Here is a 26336-nt window from a genome sequence, read left to right as displayed (position 1 = left end):
GAAGGGTGTCCGCCCGGCACGTACAGGGGGTGCCGGGCGGACACCAGACCCAGAACCCCGGACTCGGGCTGCAGAGCATCCTTGGCCCCCTCCATGACTGACGACGCCGCGCTGTCCGATCTGCGCCGTCGCAGGTCGCGAGATAGCATCGCCGTCATGAGCCATCCTGTTGAGCCAGGCAAACCGTCCCACCTCGTGGGCACCACGGGCCCCCGCAGCATCGGTCAGCTCGTCAGCGACGTGTCGACCGACCTGTCGCAGATCATGCGCGGAGAGATCGAACTCGCCAAGGCCGAGATCAAGCAGGACGTCCAGCACGCAGGCAAGGGTGCCGGCATGTTCGCGGGCGCGGCGCTCTTCGGTCTCTACGGGCTCGGGCTGCTCTTCCTCGGTCTCGCCGCCGTGATCGCGATCTGGCTGCCCTGGTGGGCCGGCCTGCTGATCATGGCCGCCCTCCTCTTCGTGGTCGCCGGCGTCCTCGCCCTCATCGGCAAGAAGCAGGTCACCCAGGTCAAGGGCAAGCCGGAGAAGACGATCGAGCACGCCCAGAAGACGGTCGAGACGCTCAAGCAGGCGCCTGCCACGCTCCGTGGCGAGCGCGTGCCCGGCACGCTCCCCGAGGCGGGCACGACGACCGCGGCGCTGGAGCCCGGTACCCGCTGACCCCCGCCCCATCGCCCCCCTACGGGTTTGCTCGCTGTGAGCGAGCAAACCCGTAGGGGGCGAAACCTATGGTCTCGGCCCCCTCCGCAGCTGCGCCTCAGGCAGGTCGCGCAGGGCCGAGCGGTCCCACCCCGGCGCCAGCCCGGCCAGGTCGAGGACGCGGTCCAGGATCCCGGCGGTGAAACCCCATACCAGCAGGCCCTCGACGTCCCAGGCGGGACCGACGAACCCACTGGGGTGGTGCACCTGGAACCTCCGACTCGGGTCGATGAGCGAGGCGACGCTCGGCTGCACCACCCGCTCCACCTCCCGCCGATCCTTGGCGTAGAGCTGCCCCGGCTCCGGCTCGCGCCACCAGGCCAGCACCGGCGTGACGTCATAGCCGCTGACCGGGATGTGCAACGTCGGCAGCTCGGTCAGCACGTCCACCCCGCCCGGGTCCAGCCCTATCTCCTCCCAGGCCTCGCGCAGCGCCGTCGCCTCCGCGTCCAGGTCGCCCTCTTCGGTGCCCCCGCCCGGGAAGGCCGGCTGCCCGGCGTGCGAGCGCATCGAGTGCGCCCGCTCGGTGATGACCACGGTGGTGTCCTCCGGCTCCTCCCACCCCGGGGCGAAGAGCACGAGCACCGCCGATGAGCGACGGCCCCCGCCCGGCGGCGGGAGGAAGCGGCTGAAGGTCTCCCCCGGGATCCCCGGCACGCGCTCGGCGAAGCCGGTCAACCACGCCGGAGGCTGGTATGCGGTCACCCGCCGACCGCTCTCACGCGCGCGGCCCGGTGCGCAGCAGCTTCTCCGCCTTGACCGGGTCGGTCTCACCCTCCCCGTAGGAGGGACACAGGCGCGCCACCGGGCAGACGCCGCACGCCGGGCGCCGGGCGTGGCAGGTGCGGCGGCCGTGGAAGATCAGCACGTGCGAGAGCTGGGTCCAGTCCTTGCGGGGGAACAGCTCGCCCACGGCGTGCTCGACCTTGACGGGGTCCTCCTCCTGCGTCCAGCCGAAGCGCCGGACGAGGCGGCCGAAGTGGGTGTCGACGGTGATCCCCGGGACGCCGAAGGCGTTGCCCAGCACGACGTTGGCGGTCTTGCGGCCCACGCCCGGCAGGGTGACCAGGTCCTTCAACCGCCGCGGCACCTGGCCGTCGAAGGTCTCCACCAGCGCCGCCCCGAGCTTGAGCAGGCTGTCGGTCTTGGCCCGGAAGAAGCCGGTCGGCTGGACGATCGTCTCGACCTCGACCCGGTCGGCGGCTGCGAGCGCACGGGCGTCCGGGTAGCGGGCGAAGAGCGTGGGCGTGACGCCGTTGACCCGCACGTCGGTCGTCTGCGCCGAGAGCACCGTCGCCACGAGCAGCTGGAAAGGATCCTCGAAGTCGAGCTCGCAGTGGGCGTCGGGATAGCGCTCACCGAGCAGGCGGTACATCCGACGCGCGCGGCGCACCAGCGCCAGCCTGCTCTCGTCGACCTCGCCCGCTCCGTCGGCCATGGTGCTGCTCACCGTCCCAGACTAGACGTGATGAAAGACACACCCTTCCCCGCCCCGGGAGGCCCGACGTGCGAGGATGTGGCCGTGGACGGTCAGATTGTGATGAAGGCGCCACTGTTCTCGGCTCTCGACGACGCGACCGCCGAGCGGCTGCGGGCGTCCATGACGCCGCGCAGGCTCGCCAGGGGTGAGGTCGTCTTCCGCGAGGGCGAGCCCGGGGACTCCCTCTACGTGATCCTCGCCGGCAAGGTGAAGCTGGCCCGGACCTCGGGGGACGGGCGCGAGAACCTGCTGTCGGTGCTCGGACCGGGGGAGATGTTCGGTGAGCTCAGCCTCTTCGACCCCGGTCCCCGGCTCACCACGGCCTATGTCGTCTCCGACACCGAGTTCATCTCCCTGGGCAACGACGCGCTGCGGGTCTTCCTCGCCGATCACCCCGAGGTGGCGATGCAGATGCTCGCGGGCCTGGCCCACCGCCTCCGGCGCACCAACGAGGGCCTCTCGGACCTGGTCTTCACCGACGTGCCCGGTCGGGTCGCCAAGGCTCTGCTGGACCTGTCCGACCGCTTCGGTCGCCGCACCGACCTGGGGATGCTCGTCGCGCACGACCTCACCCAGGAGGAGCTGGCCCAGCTCGTCGGCGCGAGCCGCGAGACGGTCAACAAGGCGCTGGCGGACTTCGCGCACCGGGGCTGGATCACGCTCGGCGCCAAGTCGGTGACCCTGCTGGACCTGCACCGCCTGCGCCGTCGCGCGCGCTGAGCCCGCGCTGAGCGGCACCGCCGACGGCGGTCGGGCCGGCGATCCGGGTCGGCTACAGCTCGCCGAGATAGTCCAGCTGCGCCAGTACAGACAAACGTGCTGCCGGCCACACCGCGCGAGGCACGTCGGCGTAGACCGTCGCCACCACTTGATCGGCCAGGTCCCCACGGTCGGCCGCGCCAGCTGCGCCCGTGCCGTCCGGCGCGTGCCCGCCTCCCGCCCGCAGCGAGGCGACGGCGGAACGCACCTGCTCAAGCCGCTCGAAACGGTGGGCGAGGTAGTACTCCACGGTCCCCGTCGCGTCAGGGACGACCGGTCCGTGGCCCGGGGCGATGCTGGTCGCCTCGCCCGATCGTGTCAGCCGACGCAACGTCTCGAGGGACTCCAGGTATGAGGTGAGGTCACCGTCCGGGTAGGCGACCACCGTGGTGCCCCTGCCCAGGACCGTGTCACCGGTCAGCAGCACCTGCTCGGCGGGGAGGAGGAAGGAGACCGAGTCGGCCGTGTGCCCCGGCGTGGGCACGACCAGGACCTCCAGCCCTCCCACGCGCACGGTCTCACCGGCCGCCAGATCGTCGTGGCCACGTCCGACCGCCCGGACCGGCGCGCCGGTCAGCTCGGCCCAGCGGGGCGCCGACTCGGCGTGGTCGTCGTGCCCGTGGGTGAGCAGGGTCAGGGCGACCCGCGCGTCCCGGCCCGCCACGTGATGGAGCACCGAGGCGAGGTGCTCCTCGTGCAGGGGGCCGGGGTCGACCACGATCACCTCGGAGCTGCCGGGCTCGGCGAGCACCCAGGTGTTGGTCCCTTCCAGCGTCATCGGCGAGGGATTGGGGCACAGGATCGCGGTGGCGCGCTCGCCCCACGACCCGCCGGCCCAGGTGGGATCGGCCGGAGCCATGCCCTTCACGTGGTCACCCCCGCCCGCAGTCCGTTGCCGTCCGCGTCCAGCGGGGCGCGCATCCACAGCCGGTCGGAGTGCTCGACCGGCCACGGCATCACGCGCCGGACCTCGGACGCGCGGTCCAGCCAGGCGTCGAGGTCGCCCACCAGGGCCAGCTGCTCGACCATGACCCGGGTCGGCGGCAGCAGGATCTCCCGCCCTTCCTCGTCTGCCCGGAGCAGCGCCTGGGGCGTGGCCCACTCGACCCGCTCGGCCTCCGAGGACAGGTCGTCGGCGACCTGGCCCTGCGGCATCCGGGCGGCGAAGAAGCGGGTGTCGTAGCGTCGCGGCTCGCACAGCGGCGTGGTCCAGTGCGCCCGCAGCGCGAGCAGGTCGGTGCGCAGCACGAGGTCGAGCCGGGTGAGCATCTCGCCGAAGCTCTGGCGCCGGTCCAGCAGCGCAGCCCGCTCCCGACCCCAGGAGAGGTCGGTGAGGTCGGCCGCGACCGACCCGGCGTCCGGCCCGGCCAGCAGCACACCGCACTCCTCGAAGACCTCGCGCGCGGCGGCGATCACCAGCTCACGGGCCACGGCCTCCTCGGTGCCGAGCCGCCCCGCCCATTCCTGCGGGGAGGGCCCTGCCCAGGGGACGTCCGGGTCGGCGTCACGGGCGTCGACGCCTCCCCCGGGGAAGGCGATCATCCCCGGCGCGAACGGCATGCTCGAGGCACGCCGGAGGACGAAGACCTCCACGCCCTCCCCCGACGACGCCTCCCGGAGCAGCATGACGGTGCTCGACGGCTTGGGCGCCGCCGCTGTCCGCTCTGCCTCCGGCGTCCCGAGCCAGCCCCGGGCCGAGCTCACGAGGAGCTCCGGCATCGGGAAGTCCCGCCAGCTGCTCATCACGGCACCTTCGCTCGTCTTCGGTCGTCGTCAGTCGCGGACGGCGACGGTGATCTCCACCTCGACCGGGGTGTCCATCGGCAGGGTCGCCACACCCACGGCTGACCGGGCGTGCACGCCCGCCTCGCCGAAGGCTGCACCCAGCAGCTCCGAGGCGCCGTTGATGACGCCGGGCTGACCGGTGAACGCCGGGTCGCTGGAGACGAAGCCCACGACCTTGACCACGCGCACGACCCGGTCGAGGTCGCCGACGACGGACTTCACCGCCGCGATCGCGTTGAGGGCGCACAGGCCCGCGAGGCGCTTGGCCTCCTCGGGGTCGACCAGGCCCTCGCCCTCACCCACCTTGCCGGTCGCCGGCAGCGCGCCGTCGACGAAGGGCAGCTGCCCGGAGGTGTAGACAAGGTCGCCGTGCTGCAGGGCCGGCACGTAGGCGCCTGCCGGGGCGGCCAGCTCGGGGACGGTGTGGCCCAGCTCGGCCAGGCGCTGCTCGACGGTGCTCTGCGTCATGGTGGCTGTCTCCTTCAGTTCTTCGGGCGCTTGAGATAGGCGACGAGGTTGGTGCCGTCCGGGCCGGGCACGACCTGGACCAGCTCCCAGCCGTCCTCGCCCCACTGGTCGAGGATCTGCTTGGTCGCGTGGATGATGAGGGGGACGGTGGCGTACTCCCACTGTTGAGTCGTCATGGCCCCGACGATACTGGCCCCGGAGGTGAGCGACCATGGCCGACCGTGCCCGACCCGACCACAGGCGCCCCGATCGGGCCATCCTCGACCACCCCGCCCTGCCGCCCGCCCCGACGCGGCGCTACGGCCCGGGGCCGGACCAGGTCTACGAGCTCTTCGGGGACCCCGCCACCGCGACGGCCTGGGTCCTCCTCGTGCACGGCGGCTTCTGGCGCGGCCTCTGGGACCGCTCCCACCTGCGCCCGCTGGCGCACGCGCTCGCTGAGGAGGGGTATGCGGTCGCTCTCCCGGAGTACGTGCGCTCCGGGATGCCCGGGGGCGGGTGGCCGGGCACCTTCCGCGACGTGGCCGAAGCCCTCGCGGCGGTGCGTCGGGAGGCCGGGGCCGCACCGCTCGCCCTGGTGGGCCACTCGGCCGGGGGCCACCTGGCGGTGTGGCTGCTGCAGGAGCCCGAGGCCGGAGGCGTGCGCGGCGCGGTCAGCCTGGCGGGCTGCCTCGACCTGACCATGGTGGCCGAGCTCGGTCTCGACGACGGCGCGGCCGTCGACCTGATGGGCGGCCGTCCGGCAGAGCTTCCCGAGGCCTACGCGGCCGCGGACCCGAGGCTGAGGGGAGCCGCCCCATACCCCGTGGTCGTGGTGCACGGGACCGAGGACGAGCAGGTGCCGCTGGACGTCGCGGAGTCCTGGTGGGCGACCTGCGCAACCCCCGGCCGAGACCGTCTGGAGGTGCTCGAGGGCACGGGGCACTTCGCCCTCATCGACCCCGGGTCGGACGCCTACGGGCTCCTCACCGACCGGCTGCGGCGGCTCCTGGGGGTGGCGGCAGACCGCGGATAACCGGGAATCCTCAGGAAACTCCCGTACCGTAGACCTATGCGTTCTGCTCTCACGGCCGCGAAGGTGACCTCCCTGCTCGGGGTCTTCCTGGCGGTCTCGCTGCTGATGGGGATCATCGGCGCCGGTCTGATGGCGCCGATGGTCGGGGCCGCCGGCTTCGCCGCCCGGGAAGGGGTCGGCATGTTCGACCGCCTGCCCGGTGACCTCGAGCAGAACCCGCTCGACCAGCAGTCGCGGATCCTGGCCGCCAACGGCAGCGTCCTGGCGACCCCGGCCGACCAGAACCGCATCATCGTGGAGAGCAAGGACATCTCCCAGCACATGAAGGACGCGCAGGTCGCGATCGAGGACGAGCGCTTCTTCGACCACGGCGGCATGGACCTGCAGGGCCTGGCCCGCGCCGTGGTCAGCAACACCACCAGCGACACCACCCAGGGCGCCTCGACCCTGACCCAGCAGTACATCAAGCTCGCCCTCATGGAGGAGGCCCGCAAGAAGGGCGACATGGAGGGCTACCAGGCCGCCCAGGCCCGGTCCGGCACCGAGGGCTACATCCGCAAGCTGCGCGAGCTGAAGTATGCGGTCACCCTCGAGGAGCGCCTGACCAAGGACGAGATCCTCGTCGGCTACCTCAACCTGGCCTTCTACGGCGACCACTCCTACGGCGTGGAGGCCGCGGCCCGTCACTACTTCAACACCAAGGCCAAGGACCTGACGATCTCCCAGGCCGCCACGCTCGCCGGCATCGTGCGCAACCCCAGCAACACCAACCCGGTCGCCAACCCCGAGGCCGCCGAGCAGCGCCGCAACCTGGTGCTGTCCAAGATGCTCGAGCTGGAGATGATCACCGAGAAGGAGTACGACGAGGCCAAGGAGATCTCGGTCCCCGAGCTGCTCGAGGGCAACATCCGCGACAGCCAGCGCTCGTGCCTCAACTCCCGCAACCCCTACTTCTGCGACTACGTCACCGCCTGGCTCCTGCAGCAGCCCGCCCTGGGCGACACCCCGGACGAGCGGCGCGAGGCCCTCTACACCAAGGGCCTGACGGTGCACACGACGCTGGACGTGAAGATGTCCAGCGAGCTGCGCAAGATGCTGCGCGAGGCGACGCCCGAGAACGACTACTACCTCGGCTCGGCCGCCTCGGTCGTCGAGCCCGGCACCGGCAAGGTCCTGGCCTTCCACCAGTCGAGCAAGTACTCCTTCGACGAGTCCGGCGACAAGATCAAGAGCACCTCGGTCAACTGGAACGTCGACACCCGCTACGGCGGGCCCGGTGGGATGCAGATCGGCTCGGTCGCCAAGGCCTACACCCTGGTCGAGGCCCTCGAGAAGGGCGTCCCGGTCGAGGGCAAGCTCAAGATCGAGGAGCCCGGGCTGGCCGACTCCAACGGCGTCTGGTTGGACAACCCCGAGGACCGTCAGCCGATGCCGGCCAACGGCCAGACCCACCCGGTCGGCGTCTTCAAGCAGGAGGACTTCCAGGAGGGGTGCACCATCGGCACCGACTACTGGACGGTCCGCAACGCCGAGGACAAGAACCACGACCCCGAGATCACGATGCGCACGGCGGCCGGCCTGTCGGTCAACACGGCCTTCGCCACGCTGGCCTCCCAGGTGGGCACCTGCGACATCCGCGAGACCATGATGAAGATGGGGATGCACCAGGGCGACGGCTCCGAGCCGGACGCCTTCCCGCCCTCCATCGTCCTGGGCTCCGACTACGGCTCGCCGCTGACCGTCGCGGCCTCCTACGCCGCCTTCGCCAGCGGCGGCATCTACTGCGAGCCGGTCCCGGTCACCAAGATCACCGACTCCAACGGCAACGAGATCCCGCTGGACCTGCCCGGCTGCGAGCGGGTCATCGACGAGGACGTGGCGCTGGGCACCGTCGAGCTGCTCAAGGGCGTCATCGACATGAAGGGCTCGGGCTGGCGCGCGATCCTCGACGGCGAGCGTCCTGCGGCCGGCAAGACCGGCACCAACGACAACTCGACCCACACCTGGTTCGCCGGCTTCACCCCGCAGCTGTCGACCGCGGTCTTCGTCGGTGGCCGCATCGGCAACTCCCGGCCCTACGACGGCGACCTGGTGGACATCACCGTGGGTGACCAGTTCATCGAGGGACCGCTGTTCGGCTCCTCGATCGCGGCCCCGACCTGGAAGCGGTTCATGGACTGGGCCCACCAGGACCTGCCCGTCGAGGACTGGGACAAGCCCTCCGAGGAGATCCTCAACGGCAAGCGCGTGGTCATCCCCGACGTCATCGGGATGCAGGAGGCCGACGCTCAGGAGAAGCTGCGCGACTCGGGGCTGACCGCGAGCATCCAGCGGACCGCCTCGAGCCAGGCGGCCGGCACGGTCCTCTACACCACCCCGGGCGTGGGCAGCTCCATCCGCACCGAGACCCCCGTGGTCCTGCACGTCTCGACCGGGATCGCGGCGCCCGCCCAGCCGGCCCCCACCAGCAGGCCGAGCGCACCGCCGGAGGATGACGACGACGAGGAGGAGTCGCCCTCTCCCACGGCGTCCCCGTCACCGTCCCCCTCGCCCACACCGACGCCGTCGCCCACCCCGACGGACCCGCCGGATGAGCCCGGACCCCCCAACCCGCCGAACCCACCCGGCCGGCCGAGCCCGCCGGAGCCGCCCGGCGAGGATGAGTAGACCAGCGCGCCCCGGTCCGTCAGGACCGGGGCGCGATGGTGTCTGCAGTGCCCTGCAGGGGGGGTGGCCGGGTGGGCTCAGGAGGTCAGGGCGGCGCGCACGGCCGCGGCCACACGACCGCCCTCGGCGCGGCCCGCGACCCGGGGCGTGAGCACCTTCATGACCTGCCCCATACCGGCCATGCCGCTGACCCCGAGCTCGGCCACCGCCTCGACGGCCATCCGGTCCAGCTCGGCGTCGTCGAGCTGGGCGGGCAGGTAGGTCTCCAGGACGGCCAGCTCGGCCTCCTCCTGGGCGGCGAGCTCGGGCCGGTCGGCGGCGGTGTAGGCCTCGGCCGCCTCACGGCGCTTCTTGGCCTCCTTGGCGACCACCTTGAGGACCTCGTCCTCGGACAGCTCGCGGTGCTCCTTGCCGGCGACCTCCTCGTTGGCGATCGCGGTCAGCGCCATCCGGAGGCTGCCGGAGCGCACCTTGTCGCGGGCCCGCATGGCCTCGGTCAGGTCGTGCTGGAGGGTCGCCTTGAGTCCGGTGGAGGTCGTCATGGGCACCATTCTCTCACCCGGCCGCCCGCAGACCTCCCGAGTTTTTCGTGGGCCCCGGACCTGCGAGGATCGGGGGATGGATGCTTCGGTATGGGGTTCGCTCCGCCCGCTCGCGCTCGTCACCGGCGGCGTGGGGCTGGGGGCCGCCGCCTACGCCACCGTCGTGGAGCCGCGGATGTTCGCGCTGCGCCGGGTGGACGTGCCGTGCCTGCCGCCCGGCACCCGTCCGCTGCGGGTCCTGCACCTGTCCGACCTGCACCTGGTGCCACGGCAGCGGATGAAGCGGGACTGGGTCGCCGGCCTCGCCGCGCTGGCCCCCGACCTGGTGATCCACACCGGCGACAACCTCGCCTCCCACGACGCGGTCCCGGCGGTGCTGGAGACCTATGACCGGCTCCTGGACGTGCCGGGGGCCTTCGTGCTGGGATCCAACGACTACTTCGCCCCCAAGGCCAAGAACCCGCTGCGCTACCTGGACGACAGCCACGAGCGGCCGGGGATCGACAACCACCCCGACGACGCGGAGGACCTGGACGCCGACCCGACCCGACTGCCCACGCGCCAGCTGGTCTCCGGCTTCACCTCGCGCGGGTGGGTCGACCTGACCAACGCGCGTGCACGCCTGGAGGTCGCCGGCGTGCCGCTGGAGCTGGTCGGCGTGGACGACCCCCACCTGCACTACGACGACTACGCCTCGGTCTCCGCGCCCGCCGCACCGGACGCTGCGCTGACGATCGGGGTGACGCACGCCCCGTACCAGCGGGTGCTCGACGCCATGGCCGCGGACGGGGCCCGGCTGCTGATGGCGGGGCACACCCACGGCGGGCAGCTGCAGATCCCCGGATATGGCGCCCTCGTCACCAACTGCGACCTGGACACCGGGCGGGTGGCGGGGCTGTCGCGCTGGTGGCCGGGCGCCGGGTCCGCGCCGTCGTCGGCCACCCCCGCAGGTGCCGCCTGGCTGCACGTCTCGGCGGGCCTGGGCGGCAATCCCTACACGCCCTTCCGCTTCTGGTGCCGGCCTGAGGCGACGCTGCTCACGCTGCGCCCCGCGGACTGACCCTCCGGCTCAGGCGAAGGGGTCGCCGCACCCGCCCGACTCCGCCCAGCCGGTGGGACCGCCGGGCCCGTCCGGCCCGTCCGGTCCGGCGAAATCCTCACGGGCGTTGCCGAGCAGCACCCTGGTGAGCTCCTCCTGACCGTCGAGGAGCCCCTCAAGCGCGGCGGCGAGGTGGTCGTCGGCCGGCTCCTGGCCCGCGACGGCGGCCTCGAGCACCGCGCGCCGCATCAGCTCCTTCATGAAGGAGGCGGTCATCCCCGCCGACCTGCGGGCCGCCTCGGCGAGGACCTCCTGGCCGTAGTCGACGTCACCGCGGTAGAGGTCGAGCAGCCGGCGCCGTCCGTCCTCGTCCGGCAGCGGCACCTCCACCGCCAGGTCGACCCTGCCGGGCCGTTGGACGAGGGCCCGCTCCAGCGCCTGGGCCCGGTTGGTGGTGAGCAGGAAGGTGACGTCGGCATCTGCGTCGAGGCCGTCCATCGCGTCGAGGACCTCGAAGAGCAAGGGCCGTCCCGACGGGCCCATGCTGCGGTCCTCGGCCACGAGGTCGCAGTCCTCCAGCACCACGATCGCCGGCTGCAGCGCCCGCGCCAGGCTCGCGGCCAGCGAGACATAGGCCAGGGACTCCCCCGCGAGCACCACCACGGTGTGGTCGGGGTTGCGGCTGATGAGGTGGCGGACGGTGTGCGTCTTGCCGGTGCCGGGCGGGCCGTAGAGCAGCAGCCCCCGCTTGAGGTGCTGCCCGTGCCGGCGCAGGACCTGGGCGTGCTCGGCGATGCCGCTGACGTGGGCCACGATCCGCTCGAGGGAGCGCTCCGGGAGGATGACCTGCTCGCCCGTGACGTCGGGCCGCGGCAGGAAGGTCATCCCGGAGGACTCGGGCCCGTAGCCGGAGGATTCGAAGGAGACGACCTGGCCGCGCAGCACGCTGTGCTCGACCGCGAGGTCCCGCGCCTCGGCGAGCAGCGCCGAGGACACCTCGTCGTCGGGGCTGATGACCTCGAAGGTGCCCTTGTCCTGGCCGTAGCGGGGGTTCGCCCGGCGGGCGAAGACGCCGACCGGCTGGTCGGCATAGCTGAACAGGCGCATGCCGAAACCCATGGCCCGACGACGCGCGTCGGGCCCCACCGGCACCGAGACGTAGTCGGCCTGCCCGACGGGCAGGCGCAGGTGGACGCCGCTGATGAAGTCCGGCAGCGTCTGGTGGTAGCGCATGTCTCCCCCGCCGATGCCCAGCTCGCGCGCGTCGGGATCGCGACCGGCGAGCAGGGAGAGGGCGACGTCCCAGTCCGCGAACCGGTGCGGCATGACCTCCTCGGTGACCACGGCCAGCTCGCGCGCCGGGCGCCCGAGGTGGCCGGACAGCGCCTCCGCGAAGGGCTCCCCCTCGCCCTCGACCGCGGACCGCTGCGCCAGCTCGGACACCTCGCGGAAGGTCCGGAGGAAGCCCTGCACATCCATCTGTCCCATGGGGCTCAACCTACGCGGCACCGGTGACAGCCGATACGGATTTAGCCGGGCGCCATCTGTGGGTTATCCTTGCGGACGCTGTGCCAGGCACTTTCGGGAGCCTCGCCGGCGAGCCACGGGGTGTGGCGCAGCTTGGTAGCGCGCGTCGTTCGGGACGACGAGGTCGCAGGTTCAAATCCTGTCACCCCGACTCTTCCAGAACCGGCTCTGACCTGCGGAAACGCAGTCAGAGCCGGTTCTTTCTTTGTTTCCCGGGCATAACTGGGGCATAACGGGGACGGGCTCGAACAGCGTTGACCCCCGCGAGGCGGCAACCTCCGGGGGTCGGACGACAGCAATGAAGGTGCTGACGTGAGACCTATCGTAGCGGCGATTGCTCCGCCCGGAAAGGGCGTCGAGCCCAGGCGTTCTGGCTGCATGCCTTCGTCCCCGTCGTGTCTTGCCACCCACACAGTGCGCTGGGGGTGGTCCATCGGCTGACACCTGCAGCTCGACGCGGCGCTGGACACGGCCTCAGCCGCGAGACCAAAACGATGACGCCCCGGTGATTGACCTCCAGGCCTCTGAACCGGCACGGGCCGCCTCCGGCAGAGCAGTGCACGGCCAGCTCGAGGTTCGCGATCCGCTCGCTCTCTCCACGGGGGCGGGCCACTCGGCGTGGGTTGGAATCAACGCGAGGTCGGCTCTTTGGGGGGGATTCCCCACCAGTCTGTCCACTCCCCGGCACTCCCCGCTGACCACTACCACCAGCTCGCCGCCTTCCCCTCCCCCGCCCCCCCAGGACCGAACCATCCGCGGACAACGTGAACCCCTGACGTTCATATGCCCCTTTGGTGAGTATGACTACCTACACGAATCCACGTCCCATCTACGAATCGCTCACCCAGGCATCCGAACGGACCGGCCTCAGCGTGAGCACCTTGAGACGCCGCATCGCAGACGGAAGCCTCGAAGCCTTCCGGAACGGGCCACGACTGATTCGAGTTCGCCCGGCAGACGTCGACCGGCTCATGCGCCCCATCCCGACCGGTTGATCCTCGCGAACGTGTATCGGTCAAGTCATGCTCGTTGGTCGGCGCCGCGGGAACGAAGACGACAGTGCGGGCGGCGGCCCGGTGGCTGGTGAGCGCCCCAAGAGCTCGGTGCGGTGTCGGCGCGTCTAGCCTCGTTTGAGCTGCTCAGCGACGCGCGTAACCAGATCCGGGTGCACGCCTCTTGGGGGAAGCGGTGGACACAGGATCCTTCCTCATGCGCCGGCCCAGGTGCACGGCGGCCGTGGCCCTAATCGTCAAGGTGGTCGATGAGGCGGTAGTGGGCATGCGTCGCGGGTGAGTCGGGCTGGCAGCCGCCCCTTGACCTTGGCGATCAACACGACTCCGTTGATGACGCTTCCGCCCGCGGATTGTCCACCGTGGAGCGGGTCAGCGGTCACTAGCGAGAACGGCCCAGTTCCACCCATCGTGAGTCACCGAAAGCTCCGCTAAGAACTGCCTTCCTGTGCTGTCACCTGTGGTCGGGTTGTCCGCCGCCCTTTCGGGCGGCCGGCGGGCAGAGGGGCAGGGTCACGGTTGAAGAGGACCGCCTGCATGTAGTCCTGGAGGGTCAGTCCCTGCTCTGCAGCCTTGCGTCGCAACTCGTCCCGTTCGTCTCTCGACATGCGGAGGAGAACCGACGCTTCCCGCTGCTTGGAGCGGTGAAGAAGGCCTGCCTCCCGGCCCCCGTGATCTCGGCCAGTGCTCATGCGATCCACCCTAGGTGGCTCACCACGACGGTTAGCCGGATTATCCACAGGCGTGTTCAGCGCGGCAGCGCGGTCGGTCTCGGCTGGGCAGGAGCAGGAGTGCGGGGAGCGTGAGAGTAGGTCGCTTCCCGTGGTAGGCCCACCGTCCGTTGGGTCCAGGACTGCCCGCTGGCCACGTAGGCCGCCGTGGAAGTGTGGACCAGTTCGCCCGCGCGTTTCTCGAGCTCTGGGCGTACGAAGTCCGGCAGGGGGGAGGGTGCGTCGCGGCGGGAACGAAGCGCGACGGGCGCCCGACCCAGGTCAGAGAGCCCATAACCTTGGCCCACGCCGGTACGCTCCTCGATCTGGCGTTGAAGGGTGGTGACTAGAGCGTCGATGCCCCTGGCGCTGTAGCGCATCTGCGGGTCCAGGGCGGCCTCACGCAGCAGCTGGGCGTGCAACGGCACGGTGGCCAGGTGCTGGTGAACGACCTCGGTCAGCTGACCCAGGTCTGCGCGCCGCGCGATCGTCTGGGCCCGCTCGGCCCGGCCCGTGGGGGTGAGTGTGTCGCGTAGGGCCTGGACCACCTGGCGCTGGCTGGCCCACAGCTCCGGGTGCGGCCGCTGGTCGGAGCGCGGGGTCATCTGCAGCCACAGTCCACGAGAGGTCATCCAGGTATCCCGGGCCTCGTCGACGCGCCGTAGGAGATGCTCATTTGTCGGAACGATCCCCGCCTCCATGCCGGCCGCCAGGATGACCCTGGACCCCGCATAGATGGTCGCCTGTGGACCTGCGACCTGGGCCAGGTCTGAGGCCCGGTCGGCGCCGGCGAGGTGCCGCTGGGTGAGCACGTCGAGCCTGGACAGGAAGGCACCGAGGTTCTGCGCGTCGTCGGTGGGTTCCTTGTGAGGGCCGCCGAGCTCATCAGGCCGGGCCCGGCGGCCGTAGGACCCGGCCACCTCCTCGACGAGGGTGCTGACGCGCAGGTACCGCAGCAGCTCCTCCCGCTGCTCCGGCGAGGAACTGGAGTGCGTCAGTTCGCTTACCCGTGAGCCGATCGCGACGTTCGCCGCGTGGGCGCAGTGGTGGAGGATCTCCATCAGCGCCACCCGGTCCTCCACGGGATCAGTGCTGCGAGACCCGCCCCCTTGCATCTCGCACAGCACGTTCACCACGGGCAGCAGCCCCACGCCATCCTCACCAGGTTGCCCTGCGTGAGGGACGACTCGTGGATGCTCCTGCTCCCACCGGGGCCGATCCCCGGCCAGTGCCGTCAGGAGCTGGGACTGCTCCACCACGCGGCTCAGCTCGTCGGAGGCCACAGGACCGCCCCCGCGGCGGGCCCCTCCCCAGTCCGGCTCAGCGGGCAGTTCCTGCCAGACGACGGCAACGCCGGCCACCACGTCGGGCAGGGTGGACGCCATGACCCACGCGCTGTGGTCAGGGGCCACTCTCAGTGCGTGTAGGGCCCTCATTCGGGCCTCGCCCATCTGCTCCTTGAGGTCAGGCATGGGAGACATCGAGCGGGTAGGTGTCGCCGCGATAGCGGGCCATGTTGCGGGCCGCGTCGATGATCCTGCCCAGGACCACATGAGCCCCTGCCGGGTAGTGGCTGAGGGATCGGCTGACCATCACTTCCACGGCCTGGTCCAGCAACCGCACGGGATCCGCCCCGGTTTTGACGGGCGCGGCGGGGTAGATCGTGTCTGAGGGGAGAAGCAGGCAGATCTCGCCCTGCAGCGGCACCAGGTCCCCCAATGCCCACGCCGCAGCGTCGTCCAACTGCCCGGCCAGCTCCGCCTCCGCCTGGACGACCAGCGCGTGCACCTCCCGCAGCGTGCGCTCTCCGGCCCCGTTGACACCTGTCTGGTTCATCTGTGCGCCTTCCTCATCCGTGGTGAACCGGGGAGCAGACCGCAGCCCCCCGCTCTCCACTTGTCTCACGTCCTGCGGCTGCCCCGCCAGACCAGGCACCGGCCCTGTGGATAACCCGGCGCGGGTGTCAGTCGCTCTTGGAACAGTGGCCTCACACCCCCCTAAAGGGGCGTGCGGGGGTTCTGAGGTTCACCACCACCGAACTCTTCATAGAAGACATAACTGCTTCGTGACATGTGGGAATCGGAGGTTCGAGGAGATGAGGACCACTCGACATGACCGGGCGATGGTGGGAGCCGCTGCCGTGCCCACGGCCGCCAGCATCCTTCTGGTGCTGGTCATCGGACCCCTGCTGCCGGCCTGGGGAGCCTGGGCCTTCCTCCCCGGCTGGCCCGCGGCGGTCGCGCTGTCCGTGCCGCCGGTGGGGGAGCGGTGGCTGCCCGTGCTGATCTGGCGGGCCCGGCCGGCAACCCCGGCCGAACAGCACACCCTGGCCGACGCGCTACGTCGTGGCCAGCTGGAGGTCGCCGTGCCCCGTCTGCGGGTGCGGATCACCAGCGGCGACGACGTCCGCGCCTATGGCTCCCGGACCCTGCTGGTAGGGGAAGGGGTGGTGGCCGCGGTGCGGGCCCGCACCCTGCAGACCGAGCACCTGGCCGCGATCACGGCCCACCAGCTGGGGCTGGCGCAGGTCGGTGCCACCCGGGCGGACCCGGTGCTGCACGTGCTGGCCTGGCCCTGGAACCTGATCGCCGCGGTGCGGATCCCGCTGCTGACACCCTTGCTGCGCATGGCCATGGCTGTCCGGGCTCTGTACGTGCCGCTGCTGGCTTTCCTGGCGTGGACCGAGCGGGACGTGGCCTACCTGATGGCGATGGTGGTCCTCGTGCTGTCCTACGTGCCGGCGGCGCAGCGGTCGCGCTGGATGGGCCGCCGGCGGGCGCTGGGTGATGAGCTGATCGCTGGCACGACACTGGCCGCACCGTTCGGTGAGTGGTTGCTGTCGCAGGACCGCAGCGCGGCCACCTACGAGCGTGTCTACGCCCTCGTGTTGACGGCTCGCCCGGGCCGGCCCCTGGTCCGGTCCGCCGCGCCGTGGTGGTAGATCACCGGCACGCTCCCCACACGCCCACGTCCGGGTCCGCGGCCTCTTCGGCGGCGTCCTCATACGCCTGTCGGCGCGGGTGCTGCCCCCAGGGTCGGGCGTGTCCGTGCTCGAGGAGCTGCAGACTGACGTCGAGCCCCGCGGCATCGGTGGTGCGTACGTAGCCCAGGAGCCGTCCGTAGTGGTCTCGTTCGCCCTGGCCCGGGTCGACGGTGAGCTCCACCCGGGTTCCGGTGATGACCAGCTGCCGCAGGGCGTTGGTTGCGTCCTGGGACCAGCACTGCCTTTGGGTCAGCTCCGGGGCGTCGACCCCGACCAGCCGGACCCTGCCCACCGGGTCGCCGGCTGCGTCTGTGGCGGTGAACGTGTCGCCGTCGAGCACGTCCTGGACGACCAGGCCCCGCCCCTGCGCCGTCGGATGGGGCCGCTTCGGGCGATCGTGGAGTTGAGGGCGGCGGCCGCGACGGCGGCGGTGAGGAGGGCGAGCACCCCGATCGTGCGGCGCATCATCATCGGGGCCCTGTCCGCACGACGGCCTCAGACGACCGCGCGCAGCTGCCACCTGGCCGGCGGTGGCGGAACCAGGCCGGCCAGGTCGGCCAGGTCCTGGGTGATGAGGTTGAGGTCCTGCTGCGCGGCCGCGAGGAACCGGCGGCACATCTGCAACCGGGCGGAGGTCACGACCGTTCCCTCCTCGGTCAGCGCGAGCGTGATGGAGGCTGCTTCGAGGGAGGAAATGAGCGAGGCGGCTCGGGTGACGGCCACCTGCAGGCCCTCGCTCACCAGACTGGGCTCGCCCTTCTCGCCGGCGTCCACCCGGGTGGCCCACCTCAGGCACCCGTGGATGCCCTGCGCGGCACTCACGTCGCCGGCCAACCGCTCACCGAGCTCGCGCCGCTGCTCGACCGTGAGCACGCAGGAGGTGCCGTCGACGATCTGGCTCTCCAACGTCACGATGGTGGCCCACCGCGAACGCAACCGGTCCTGGCTGACCCGCAGGTCGTCCCGGGTCCGGTCGATGATCGAGGACAGGCCCTCCGCCGGGATGCTCATCTGCGGATCCCGAGCGGCGGCGCGGAGACAGCCAGGTGACGGGTGGACATCCCCTGCCCCATCCGCAACCGTGCTTGGGCGGCCACCATCTGGGCCTGGCCGGCGGCGCGGTGGGCTGTGCCGGCGGCCGAGGTTACCTGCCCGTCGAGGTCCCTGGTGGCCCCCTGCGCACAGCTGACCTGGCGCCCGATGTTCTCCACCGACACAGGCTCGCCTTCCCGGACGTGGTGCAGCCCCTCGGCCGCCAGCCGTCCGGTGTCCTGCATCCGGTCAACAATGTCGACCGCGAACGGGCGAGCCTCCCCCACCGCCCGGTGCAGTTGGGACACCCGATCCCGCAGCGCCTCCTGGTCGACCCGCTCCTGCACGTCTGTCGGGGCCGGCATCCCGGCCAGCAGCACGTCGGAGGCCTGCAGCGCACCCTTGGCCCGGTCCAGCTCACCCTGCACCTCGGTGACGTCGCTCACGACCTGCAGACTCGCCCGGTACAGGTCGCTCAGCGCCGCCTCCACCGCCCTGGCGTCGCCGCGGCCTTCGGCCTGGTGCCAAATCTCCTGGTCCACCCCTCCCAGGGTGGTCATTGCCGCCACCCCCTGCCCGGCCTCATCGAGCCAGCTACGGGCCATACGCAGCCGCCGATCCGCCTCCTCCAACGTCGCCGTCAGCTCATGGGTGGACACCGCGTACCACCGGTGGTCGCCCTGCGCGGCCAGGTCGTCCAAAAGCTCACTCATCGCTCTCCTCCCCCCACCGCTGCTCAGTTCGGCTCACGGCGCCGTCCAGGATTTTGCCCAGCCGACCCACCGCCTCGGCCGCGGCACCCAGGCTCACTCGGGCTGTGCCGACCAGACCCCGCGCCGGCCCCCCACTCTCATGCTGCTGCTGACTCATCGCCGTCCCTTCCCTCTCTGCCCGCGGCCCCCGTTGCGCTGAGCCCGAACCCTTAACTCCAAAAGAGGCAGAAGGGTCCCTGAGGTTCACCATCAAGGGGTGGGCTGTCGACAACGGGAAGGTCTGTCGCCGGGGCGCGGCATGATCGAGGGCAGACGCATCGAAGGTGGGAAACCTGCTCCACCTCGACCTCCCGGCTAGGAGCCAGAACCATGCGTGCACCCATCATCCAGCGCATCCAAAACGAACGAGGACTGACGACATGGGGAGACCCGAAGACGCAAGAGCTGGAGGCCGGTTGGCCCCAGATGACCTACGAGTCCGTCCGTGCGGTCAACAACCTCACCTCCAACGGGACCATCCCCGCACCCGCCCTCCTAGGCAACTTCAAAGGGGTCGGCCCCCTGCTTCCCCAGGCGCTCAGCAGCTCAGGGCGGGTCTGGAAGCAGTCGCTGGTAGACCCTCGACGTCTACGACCGCGCCGGCGAACTGGAACGCAGCCCGCGGAGCTGAGCAGTCCGTGATCGGGTAACCAGGGCTACCACGCCGCTACCGACTGACATGGAGGGCGGGGACATCGTGACACTACCCGAGCTGGGAGCATCCGCTGACCACAGCAACGCAAGCTCAGGCGGTCGCGGTCGCGTTCGCGGCGGCAGGAGTTTGTCCGGGCCGTCGAGGCCCACCGGCAGCCGGCGACGCCCGGGACCGTGCCGTTCGCGCCGCAGTACCCTGCGGGATCCGGGCAGGGCTGGTAGCCCAGGCAGCCGTCCGTTCCCGCCTGCCGCCTCTTACGCCTGACCACCTCTGCTCGCAGCACCTGATCGCGCCCCGTCGCGCCGCGGTGAACGCCGGCGTTCAGGTGCCCCGCCGCGTAGAATGACGAGATGGGACTGGGGGCGAGTGCCGAGCACGAGCGGCGGAGGTTGAAGGCGGTAGAACAGGCCGCGAAATTGCACGCCCGCGCTGCTGAGACTGAGCATACAGCGAGAGAGACCCGCGACCGGGCGATCCGAGCCGCCGTCAGCGCGGGCATCACCTACGAGCAAATCGGCGAGGCGGCTGGCCTGTCCCTGGGGCGAGTTTCCCACATCGCCCGCGCGCCGAACCTAACCTGACCTCCGGGGCGACGGTCCCAAGCCGTTGTTTGGTACCACTCCGCCGTACCGGATGCTATCGGGTGAATCAGAACGCCAGCCTTGCGCCTCCACCGTGCCCTGCGCCGCGGTCCATAGGATGAGCACTGGGAACATGAAGAGCAAGCCTGATCTCGCCCAGTCAGGGCCTCCAGCGCCAGCCCAGACTAGAGGCGGTAGCGCGCACACCACCCAGCGCAGGCCGTCGGCGGTGCTCCAGCTCCACTCTCCACGGGCACAAGCCAGGCCGACTCGTCCCCCGAAACGAACGACCATGGCCCCACCCAGGAACCCCACCACAGCCGGCGGGGTTTGCCCCGGCAGCTGCGCGATGAGCAAACCCGCTGCTATGACCATCGTGCTGTGCGCAACGGCAAACACCAGGACGGTCCGAGAGGCCGGTGCCGCCTCCCGCGCCTCCTGCGCGGAGGCGAAGGTGCGCCACGCGCCGGGGATCTCCGCCCAGGCGAGCCATTGCAGCCTGCGGGCCACCACGTCGCCGGCGACGAGCACCAGGAGCACTATGAGCAGGAGCCCCGGCCGGAGGAACGCCTCCATGCTTGGCTGAGCAAGGACCCAGGCCATGCCGGCCAGAGCCGCCGCGTTGAGTCCGAACCGGAGCAGCTGCCCGGAGGTCCAGTAGTTACGTGCCCGGCCCTTGCGGGCGGTCGGGTGCTCGATGCGTGAGACTGCGGTTACTGACATGAACTGCTCCCCTTCACCAACGCGGATCCCACCACGTCTGAGCTCTCGCCGCCTTGGACACGGCCTGCTTGCTGACGCCCAGCCGCCGTGCCACCTCGGCCAGCGACTGAGTCATCAGCAGTTCCTGGATCGCGGCGGCGCGGACGCCGGCTAGCTCCTGAGCCTGCATCTTCAGCACGTCTTGGAGGACCAGCGTGAGACGAGCAACCCCCTCAGGGCCCCCGTGCTCAACAGACCACCCCGGTTGAGCGTGCCGCACCTCGCGCAAGAAGGTACCCGGCTCCTGGTCGGGACCGCCATCCGTGCTCATGGCCCATTGTGAGCAGCATGCACCCCTATCTGTCAACCCCAGGGTTGACCCATCTCTTAAGCACGGCCGGCGGGATGCATCAGAGACGGCCTCCCTACCGCACATCACCGCTCGGCGGCAGCGCCTGGCTGTGGGGCACACCCTAGGCAAACTGACCTAATGCCGCGCACAGGGCAGTGAGTCTGTTTGTCCGCATGGCGAAGACGCGCTGGGTGCGGGAGGCGTTGCGACAGTGCCTGGACACCACCGCGCCACTGTCTAGTCTTCAAGGGCCGCCGACAGCCAGGGTCGCGAGTGGAGAATGTTAGCTCATCGCGCCACGCCTACGAATGTGCGTACCTGCCAGTTCAAGGAGCCTGCGTACGCGACCTATGGAATAGCCCGTATCTTCGGCAAGCCCCCGGATCGTCCCCCCGGCTTCATAGCGATCGCGTAGCTCCATGGCCAGTCGCTCTTCGGTGCCCTTTGCGAGCCGAGCGTGGGGCTCCACGACAGGGGCAAGGATCGGCCCGCCGGCATACCCTCGATGCACCTTTCCACGCACCTCTGTGTCTGCGCTCTCATCACCCCAGACTGTCCAACCCGTTCGACCCTGACGCGCGAACAGTTCGAGATGGGGACCAGGGGAGCACGCCTCAATCAGGTCGTACTGCTCATCAGGCTTACGTGAGTGCTCTCGCTTGCGCGTCTCGATGATGTTGACCTGCGAACGAGCTGGCGGCAGAGTCCTCATCGACCCCCGAACACCAAACAGAATGAGCTCGGTGGTGTTACGGAAGTAGAACCCCACGCCTCGCCCGTCCGGCCCGCCGTCTTTACGCCGCTTGGCCCAAACGAGGTTGGAGATGTAGCGGAACCCCCACGCCTCCATCACCGCCAAGCCGTCCGGGAGCAAGGCGTTAGGCACCCACAGGTATAGATGGGCGTTCCTAGCCGCCACCTGCTCAACCTCTAATGCTTTGATGATCTCTAGGTCCATCGTGCTGTAGCGGTCTAACCTGCGGTGCTCGGGCGCGACCTTGCCCGTGCGGTTTGAGAAGCGCCACGGCGGGTCAGCCAGGATCGTCTTGAACCCACCATCGACGGTCGGGAGCGGTGAGATAAGGTCGTTCGCACGTAGGGCAGGGGCACTCATGAGAGCATCCTAGCGAAAGTAGATCTTCCTCCTGAAGATCTACTTCGGCGTGTCTAGGATCCGTTGTCTTCGTCGAGGCTCTTGGCCTCCTTGACCGGCGGCATCATTGCTTCTGCGCTCGCTTTCATGGCGTCGTGAACGGGCCTGGCGTCCTTCCAGGATTTGTGGGTGTCACGCCAGTGCGCCTTGAAGTTGGCCGCCTCCGCCAAAGCCTCCGCGACCTTCTGTGCCAGCTCGATGCCGATGATGCGCTCAGGCTCGATGCCGATGAGCAGAAGCGGGCACTCACCACCGCCGCCAAGATTGACCTTGGGCACAAGCTTGCCCCAGTGTGTCGTGCTCTGGCCGTACTTGAGACCACCGTCCTTACTGCGGATCGTGGGGCCGATGAGGGACTGGAGCCCTGGGCCGCGCGTGACGATGACACCTACGGAGATGGCACCCTCCTGGTGTAGGGCCTGGAAGTTGATCAGGTCCCGGTCATAGAACGGGTCCTTGTTGTTCCACTCCATCTCGACCGCGATGCCCGGTAGCGGCTGCTCATCGGTGCCTTTGCCGAACATGTCGATTTCGTGGCCGCGAGTACGCGTGGTGCGCAGCGGGGTCCCATCGAGGCCGACCGACTTGTCGATGGTGATGTTCTGTTTTCCCCAGACTGCACCACCTCGCTGAACGGCCAGCGAGGCATCGAACCGGGCGACGAACACTGTCCGGCCTCCGCCACCGGCGCGGAGTTCGTCCAGCGTCGGGTGAAAGCCTGCTAGCGCGCCCGCCAGGTCCGTGAAGCGATCCGAAAACGAGTTCTTGAGGATAACATCCGCGTAACGAGTCGCTCCATAAACGTACCCGCTTGGCCAGCCGTCGGTCGACAGTTCGCGGACCTCACCAGCGATGTCGATCGTGCCCTCCCCCTCTCCATCGTCCTGCGGGTCGATGGTCTCTGGCGCGTCCGTCATGCCCCGAGGTTAAATGGCCGCGATGAGGAAGGATGGGAGACCCACCGAGGTTGGGCTCGGCGGACCGCACTAAAGAGGTCGTTTCGGAGCTCAAGTGCTCCAAGGCTCCGAGCCACACTTGCGAGCAATAGGTGACAGTGCTCAAAATGGCTGCGAGTCGCCGCCGACTGGTCGAGCGATGCAAGACTCGACCCATCGCCCACCGTACTGGTCCGGTGCTGCCTGAACCGGCTCCCGCGGATAGTCTGACGGGGGGACCTGGTTACCGACGTCAGGTAATGGGGCTCTCCAGGCTCGTCTCCCGCAGGATGCTTTCCGGCCCCAGCTCATCGGGCCACAGCTCAATCAGGTACCGATCAGGAGGAACCGCTTCGTCTGAGCCTTCGCCTACGACCAAGTCCCGCGCCGAGTCGCGACCCCGCGCGGAGACGCGGACGCGCCAGGTGCCGGGGATCAGCGAAAGCTCGCCACGCTCCGCGCCGGCAGCCGATTGCCAGAACGGTTCCGACCCAGGCGGGATGGTCGTAGACACTTCTGCCACGTCCTCCCATTCGTCTCCCGGGCCGCCAGGTTCCCCGGTCAACGCCTGAATAGCTACCTCTGCTCCAGACCAAGAGGCGAAGCGAACCATAACACCGTAGTCCGCTCCTGCTCCGACCATATGGTTTCTCTGTCCGGACCACACGCGCTCCGGGTCGGTGGCGAGGGTGAGACCCTCGTCATCTAGCCATATCAGTTCGAACTGGCCGTGCATAGTGGGTATAGAACGCCAGGTCAGCAATGTTGTTGTCATCCTGTAATGCACCCTTCTTCGTTCTTGTTTCGGGGGTTGCGGATCGGTTGCTTTGTCCCTTCACTGCTTCCTCAGAAATGATCGCCAAACCTACGGCGAAGACGTCGAGGATACGTCATAGAGGTCTGGCTCCTTGCAGGTATCCTGGGGCAAAGGGGCTACTCCTTCATCTGACGAGAAGGGATTCCAGGGCGGCCGGCCTTCGTTGTAGCTACTAAGATACACTTCAAAGCTGACCGGGGGGGTGGGCTCGTGCCCTTCCTCAACTAAACAGTCATATGCATCGACGTAACCATTGTACAACCAGCGCACCTCATCTTCCCTCAACGGCTCTTCAGCGGCGCCATAGTCGAGATTGCTGCGACATGACTCCGTCACTCTCATGAACTCTTCGTCCTGCCCCGGGGCGACTTCGGTCTGAATGTTGCCGCTGGAATCAAATTTCGACGGGAAGCCCTCGGACTCGAAACATGCGAGAAGATCCTCCTGCGCCTTTTTCGCAGCGTCAGCTCTGGCTTGACGTGATTCCGTAACATCCAACGGGCTGGACTCCTCAGGCGGGCTGGCGACCTCGGGCGCGTTTGCTTCCCGAGCGCTGGGGGCTACATCTGCACTTGTGGAATCGGCGCTTGGCCCAGCACAACCGACGAGCAGGAGAGACAAGGTGGTGATGGCAACTGCGCAAGGTCTTTTCATACAAACCGCTTTCTAGGGAGTGGGTTGAGAACATCGCTCTGCCACAGCACCGAAGGTGGGTGATGAACCGCGTTCATCACCCACCTCCGGTTGAGTCCGGCTACCTACGACCCGTCCCCACAGAACGGGAAGGTCTTTGAGTAGTTCAACCGGGTGCCTGTCACCGCGTATGCGCCGCCCGCCTGGGATCCAGAGTTGACGACGCTCCTCCAGGATGCCTTGTAGTCGGTGTTGAGGTAGTAGGACCGGCCGGGAGGCTTGATGGAAACCCCCCCAAACCACTCGGTAGCCATGTGCGGCCAAGCCCACGAAAGGCACTTCGAGTCGTAGAACGTGCCTGACGTATCGTCAGCTAGGGCTGGCAGCGCAGTTGCAGTCACAACCGTGAGGGCCGCGACGCTGGCAGCCAGTCTGTTCCTCATGCGGATCATGATTCTCCTAGTGGTGTTGGTGAAAGACCGAGTGGTCTCCGGGATTGAACTGTTTGACTTCATTGGGTAAACCCTACTTGGAACCTGTCGCCTTGCAGAATGCGCTCAGACGTGTAGAAGCCGGAGAGAACACTGCCTGCTCCAGAGTTTTGCTTCTCATCAATAAAGCATCGGCTCCAGCCTGTCGGGCCAGTCCTAGTCGGATCGGGCATCTGGCATCCCTGCCAGCTGCGGGCGGTCGTCCCCCCGCCCGTGTGGGCGCCTTGATACGTACTCGCGAAGGGGTACTCGTCACAACTCTTGCCGGCGGGTCGTGTCAAACTGCTAGGGCAGGCGGTGGCACGGTTCTTTGAGACCAATGTTGAATCCTGCAAACGTGTCAGGTAAGAAGTGGTCCGAATGCCCCCCGGTAGGCCGGAGCTTAGAGCTAGGCCAACGTGGTTCGTAAATTGTGGGTAGGTCACTGTCGAGAACGCCGCCACTCCCGGCACCGCATTGAAAACACATCCGCCTCCCGTGCTTGCAACCTTATCGCACCTATACGATGCCAGGCTTCCAGATATTTTGGCGGGGGACATCCATTTGCTGCCGTTGAAGGTCAGATCCCATTTCCCGCCAAGTCCGGTGGCAATCTGAGATGTGCTCAGTGTTTTCTTCCAGGATCCGTTCCCCGCCCAGGAACCTCCAGAAACTCCGACTGGGCCGAATGTAGACTGAGTAGCGCATCCCTCGCAACCGTACAGAGTCCCAGTTGCGCTCGAAGGGTGTCCGATGCCTGTAGCATCCCAGACCCATGCGCTGATCTTGGATGTCATCTCCGGGCCGTTGTAACGAGTCCCTTCCATCTCTACAATCAGGCCGATGCGAGCCGTACCCTGAATCGTCCCAGAGGGGATCCCGACCACATTTAGGTAAAGGTCGTGGCGCTGGCAGGCATACCGACGGCTAGTTGCGAGCCAGTTCGGGTTAGCCGGAGCCGACTGCTGGCATTCAGCGGGGAGCGCTGAAGGCGATGGCGTGATCGTTGAAGTCAGGCCCTCCTCTTTCTTCAGGGGCTTAGAACCCGAATTCTCAAATGCCTGCTCAAGTTTCCTTTGCTCTTGAGCTGTCAGCGTTCGCGTGGACTCTTCTACGCTGACGCATACTCCGTTTCCGCCACTCCTCCCGGAGTTTCGAATGTTCTTAGCAAGGGTGAGACAGTCGTCTAGCGAAGTGCCCTGGATCGAGTCGGACCCAATCGACACTAGCGGCAAATCCTCAAGAGACCCGCCCGGCTCGGAGGCGACCGCGTCTGGAGTTTCATACGGCGACACCACCTCCGTAGCTTCTAGTTCGGATTGTGTAGCCATACTGGGGGCAGTCATTCCAACCGTAGAGAGGGAGAAAACTGCTGCTATGAGCACTGCTGATCGGGTACGCCGGTGTCGCATGTGGGAACCTCCAGAGTTGGAAAGCAGCTCGCCGGATGGCTAGTTGGATGGAAAGTACCTGTTTGCAGTTGCGTGCGGCAATATGATGTAGGTCACTAGGGAGTCAACCTGGCGATGGTTGCGCCCTCCGTCCGTGTGGGCTATGTTCCGCCCGC

26 protein-coding genes and 1 tRNA gene are annotated in these 26336 nt (G+C 68.7%); 8 read left to right on the top strand and 19 right to left on the bottom strand.

All coding sequences use genetic code 11. The features are described 5' to 3' along the window. The first annotated feature begins 156 nt into the window (after positions 1–156). Positions 157–663 carry a phage holin family protein gene (locus tag ACTMMA_RS08575; RefSeq protein WP_441189702.1) on the top strand — a complete coding sequence of 169 codons (507 nt, stop codon included), beginning with the start codon at positions 157–159 and terminating at the stop codon, positions 661–663. A gap of 66 nt (positions 664–729) precedes the next feature. On the opposite strand, the gene ACTMMA_RS08570 is transcribed toward ACTMMA_RS08575, so the two are convergent. After that, a complete protein-coding gene (locus tag ACTMMA_RS08570; RefSeq protein WP_441189701.1) occupies positions 730–1407 on the bottom strand; it encodes an NUDIX hydrolase in 678 nt (225 codons plus the stop codon). Positions 1408–1420: 13 nt separating this feature from the next. Beyond that, positions 1421–2140, bottom strand: a complete 720-nt coding sequence (gene nth, locus ACTMMA_RS08565) for an endonuclease III (RefSeq protein ID WP_441189810.1) — start codon at positions 2138–2140, stop codon at positions 1421–1423. Positions 2141–2224: 84 nt separating this feature from the next. Between nth and ACTMMA_RS08560 the strand changes: the two genes are divergently transcribed. Further along, entirely contained in the window at positions 2225–2902 is a 678-nt protein-coding gene (locus ACTMMA_RS08560) for a Crp/Fnr family transcriptional regulator (protein WP_441189700.1), read from the top strand. A 52-nt stretch (positions 2903–2954) separates the two neighbouring features. Here ACTMMA_RS08560 and ACTMMA_RS08555 read toward each other — a convergent pair whose 3' ends face one another. Genes ACTMMA_RS08555 through sp36 form a run of 4 tightly spaced genes read right to left on the bottom strand, consistent with a single transcriptional unit; the run spans position 2955 to position 5370 of the window. Beyond that, positions 2955–3800: an MBL fold metallo-hydrolase gene (locus ACTMMA_RS08555; protein WP_441189809.1), complete on the bottom strand. Its 846-nt coding sequence runs from the start codon at positions 3798–3800 to the stop codon at positions 2955–2957. A 5-nt stretch (positions 3801–3805) separates the two neighbouring features. Then, on the bottom strand, positions 3806–4684 hold the full coding sequence (locus tag ACTMMA_RS08550) for an NUDIX hydrolase (RefSeq protein ID WP_441189699.1): 879 nt from the start codon (positions 4682–4684) through the stop codon (positions 3806–3808). Positions 4685–4714: 30 nt separating this feature from the next. After that, positions 4715–5194, bottom strand: coding sequence for a RidA family protein (locus tag ACTMMA_RS08545; protein ID WP_441189698.1), 480 nt, complete (start codon positions 5192–5194; stop codon positions 4715–4717). Positions 5195–5208: 14 nt separating this feature from the next. Beyond that, positions 5209–5370 carry a Sp36 family protein gene (gene sp36, locus ACTMMA_RS08540; RefSeq protein WP_441189697.1) on the bottom strand — a complete coding sequence of 54 codons (162 nt, stop codon included), beginning with the start codon at positions 5368–5370 and terminating at the stop codon, positions 5209–5211. 35 nt (positions 5371–5405) lie between these two features. On the opposite strand from sp36, the gene ACTMMA_RS08535 reads away from it, so the two are divergent. Next, positions 5406–6209 carry an alpha/beta hydrolase family protein gene (locus tag ACTMMA_RS08535; RefSeq protein WP_441189696.1) on the top strand — a complete coding sequence of 268 codons (804 nt, stop codon included), beginning with the start codon at positions 5406–5408 and terminating at the stop codon, positions 6207–6209. A gap of 36 nt (positions 6210–6245) precedes the next feature. Then, on the top strand, positions 6246–8876 hold the full coding sequence (locus ACTMMA_RS08530; protein WP_441189695.1) for a transglycosylase domain-containing protein: 2631 nt from the start codon (positions 6246–6248) through the stop codon (positions 8874–8876). Positions 8877–8953: 77 nt separating this feature from the next. Here ACTMMA_RS08530 and ACTMMA_RS08525 read toward each other — a convergent pair whose 3' ends face one another. Further along, on the bottom strand, positions 8954–9418 hold the full coding sequence (locus tag ACTMMA_RS08525; protein WP_441189694.1) for a GatB/YqeY domain-containing protein: 465 nt from the start codon (positions 9416–9418) through the stop codon (positions 8954–8956). A 76-nt stretch (positions 9419–9494) separates the two neighbouring features. Here ACTMMA_RS08525 and ACTMMA_RS08520 point away from each other — a divergent pair, with 76 nt between their 5' ends. Beyond that, complete coding sequence (locus ACTMMA_RS08520; RefSeq protein ID WP_441189693.1) at positions 9495–10478, top strand: metallophosphoesterase; 984 nt, start codon at positions 9495–9497, stop codon at positions 10476–10478. Positions 10479–10487: 9 nt separating this feature from the next. Here ACTMMA_RS08520 and ACTMMA_RS08515 read toward each other — a convergent pair whose 3' ends face one another. Then, on the bottom strand, positions 10488–11945 hold the full coding sequence (locus ACTMMA_RS08515) for an AAA family ATPase (protein ID WP_441189692.1): 1458 nt from the start codon (positions 11943–11945) through the stop codon (positions 10488–10490). A 116-nt stretch (positions 11946–12061) separates the two neighbouring features. On the opposite strand from ACTMMA_RS08515, the gene ACTMMA_RS08510 reads away from it, so the two are divergent. Beyond that, positions 12062–12135: transfer RNA gene (locus ACTMMA_RS08510), tRNA-Pro, on the top strand. 649 nt (positions 12136–12784) lie between these two features. Next, positions 12785–12979, top strand: coding sequence for a helix-turn-helix transcriptional regulator (locus ACTMMA_RS08505; protein WP_441189691.1), 195 nt, complete (start codon positions 12785–12787; stop codon positions 12977–12979). 446 nt (positions 12980–13425) lie between these two features. On the opposite strand, the gene ACTMMA_RS08500 is transcribed toward ACTMMA_RS08505, so the two are convergent. From ACTMMA_RS08500 to ACTMMA_RS08490, 3 genes are all read right to left on the bottom strand, one after another. After that, positions 13426–13686, bottom strand: coding sequence for a plasmid mobilization protein (locus ACTMMA_RS08500; protein WP_441189690.1), 261 nt, complete (start codon positions 13684–13686; stop codon positions 13426–13428). Between the two features lie 56 nt (positions 13687–13742). Then, entirely contained in the window at positions 13743–15089 is a 1347-nt protein-coding gene (locus ACTMMA_RS08495; protein ID WP_441189689.1) for a hypothetical protein, read from the bottom strand. 79 nt (positions 15090–15168) lie between these two features. Beyond that, entirely contained in the window at positions 15169–15540 is a 372-nt protein-coding gene (locus tag ACTMMA_RS08490; RefSeq protein ID WP_441189688.1) for a hypothetical protein, read from the bottom strand. 259 nt (positions 15541–15799) lie between these two features. Here ACTMMA_RS08490 and ACTMMA_RS08485 point away from each other — a divergent pair, with 259 nt between their 5' ends. Further along, entirely contained in the window at positions 15800–16645 is an 846-nt protein-coding gene (locus ACTMMA_RS08485; RefSeq protein WP_441189687.1) for a hypothetical protein, read from the top strand. Between the two features lies 1 nt (position 16646). On the opposite strand, the gene ACTMMA_RS08480 is transcribed toward ACTMMA_RS08485, so the two are convergent. From ACTMMA_RS08480 to ACTMMA_RS08445, 8 genes are all read right to left on the bottom strand, one after another. Next, on the bottom strand, positions 16647–17027 hold the full coding sequence (locus tag ACTMMA_RS08480; protein WP_441189686.1) for a thermonuclease family protein: 381 nt from the start codon (positions 17025–17027) through the stop codon (positions 16647–16649). A 155-nt stretch (positions 17028–17182) separates the two neighbouring features. Beyond that, a complete protein-coding gene (locus ACTMMA_RS08475; RefSeq protein WP_441189685.1) occupies positions 17183–17698 on the bottom strand; it encodes a hypothetical protein in 516 nt (171 codons plus the stop codon). After that, positions 17695–18432, bottom strand: coding sequence for a hypothetical protein (locus ACTMMA_RS08470; protein WP_441189684.1), 738 nt, complete (start codon positions 18430–18432; stop codon positions 17695–17697). Before ACTMMA_RS08470 ends, ACTMMA_RS08475 begins: the two co-directional genes overlap by 4 nt. 2011 nt (positions 18433–20443) lie before the next feature. Beyond that, on the bottom strand, positions 20444–20608 hold the full coding sequence (locus ACTMMA_RS08465) for a hypothetical protein (RefSeq protein ID WP_441189683.1): 165 nt from the start codon (positions 20606–20608) through the stop codon (positions 20444–20446). A 436-nt stretch (positions 20609–21044) separates the two neighbouring features. After that, on the bottom strand, positions 21045–21875 hold the full coding sequence (locus ACTMMA_RS08460) for an MT-A70 family methyltransferase (protein WP_441189682.1): 831 nt from the start codon (positions 21873–21875) through the stop codon (positions 21045–21047). Between the two features lie 53 nt (positions 21876–21928). After that, on the bottom strand, positions 21929–22831 hold the full coding sequence (locus tag ACTMMA_RS08455; protein ID WP_441189681.1) for a BglII/BstYI family type II restriction endonuclease: 903 nt from the start codon (positions 22829–22831) through the stop codon (positions 21929–21931). Positions 22832–24424: 1593 nt separating this feature from the next. Next, positions 24425–24751: a hypothetical protein gene (locus ACTMMA_RS08450; RefSeq protein ID WP_441189680.1), complete on the bottom strand. Its 327-nt coding sequence runs from the start codon at positions 24749–24751 to the stop codon at positions 24425–24427. 59 nt (positions 24752–24810) lie between these two features. After that, positions 24811–25329, bottom strand: a complete 519-nt coding sequence (locus ACTMMA_RS08445; RefSeq protein ID WP_441189808.1) for a NucA/NucB deoxyribonuclease domain-containing protein — start codon at positions 25327–25329, stop codon at positions 24811–24813. Between the last annotated feature and the right edge of the window lie 1007 nt (positions 25330–26336).

This window comes from Ornithinimicrobium panacihumi (assembly GCF_052073805.1).
Taxonomy (GTDB): Bacteria; Actinomycetota; Actinomycetes; order Actinomycetales; family Dermatophilaceae; genus Ornithinicoccus; species Ornithinicoccus panacihumi.
The sequence above is the reverse complement of the archived record's forward strand: the minus strand, read 5'-3'. Positions and strand labels throughout refer to the sequence as shown.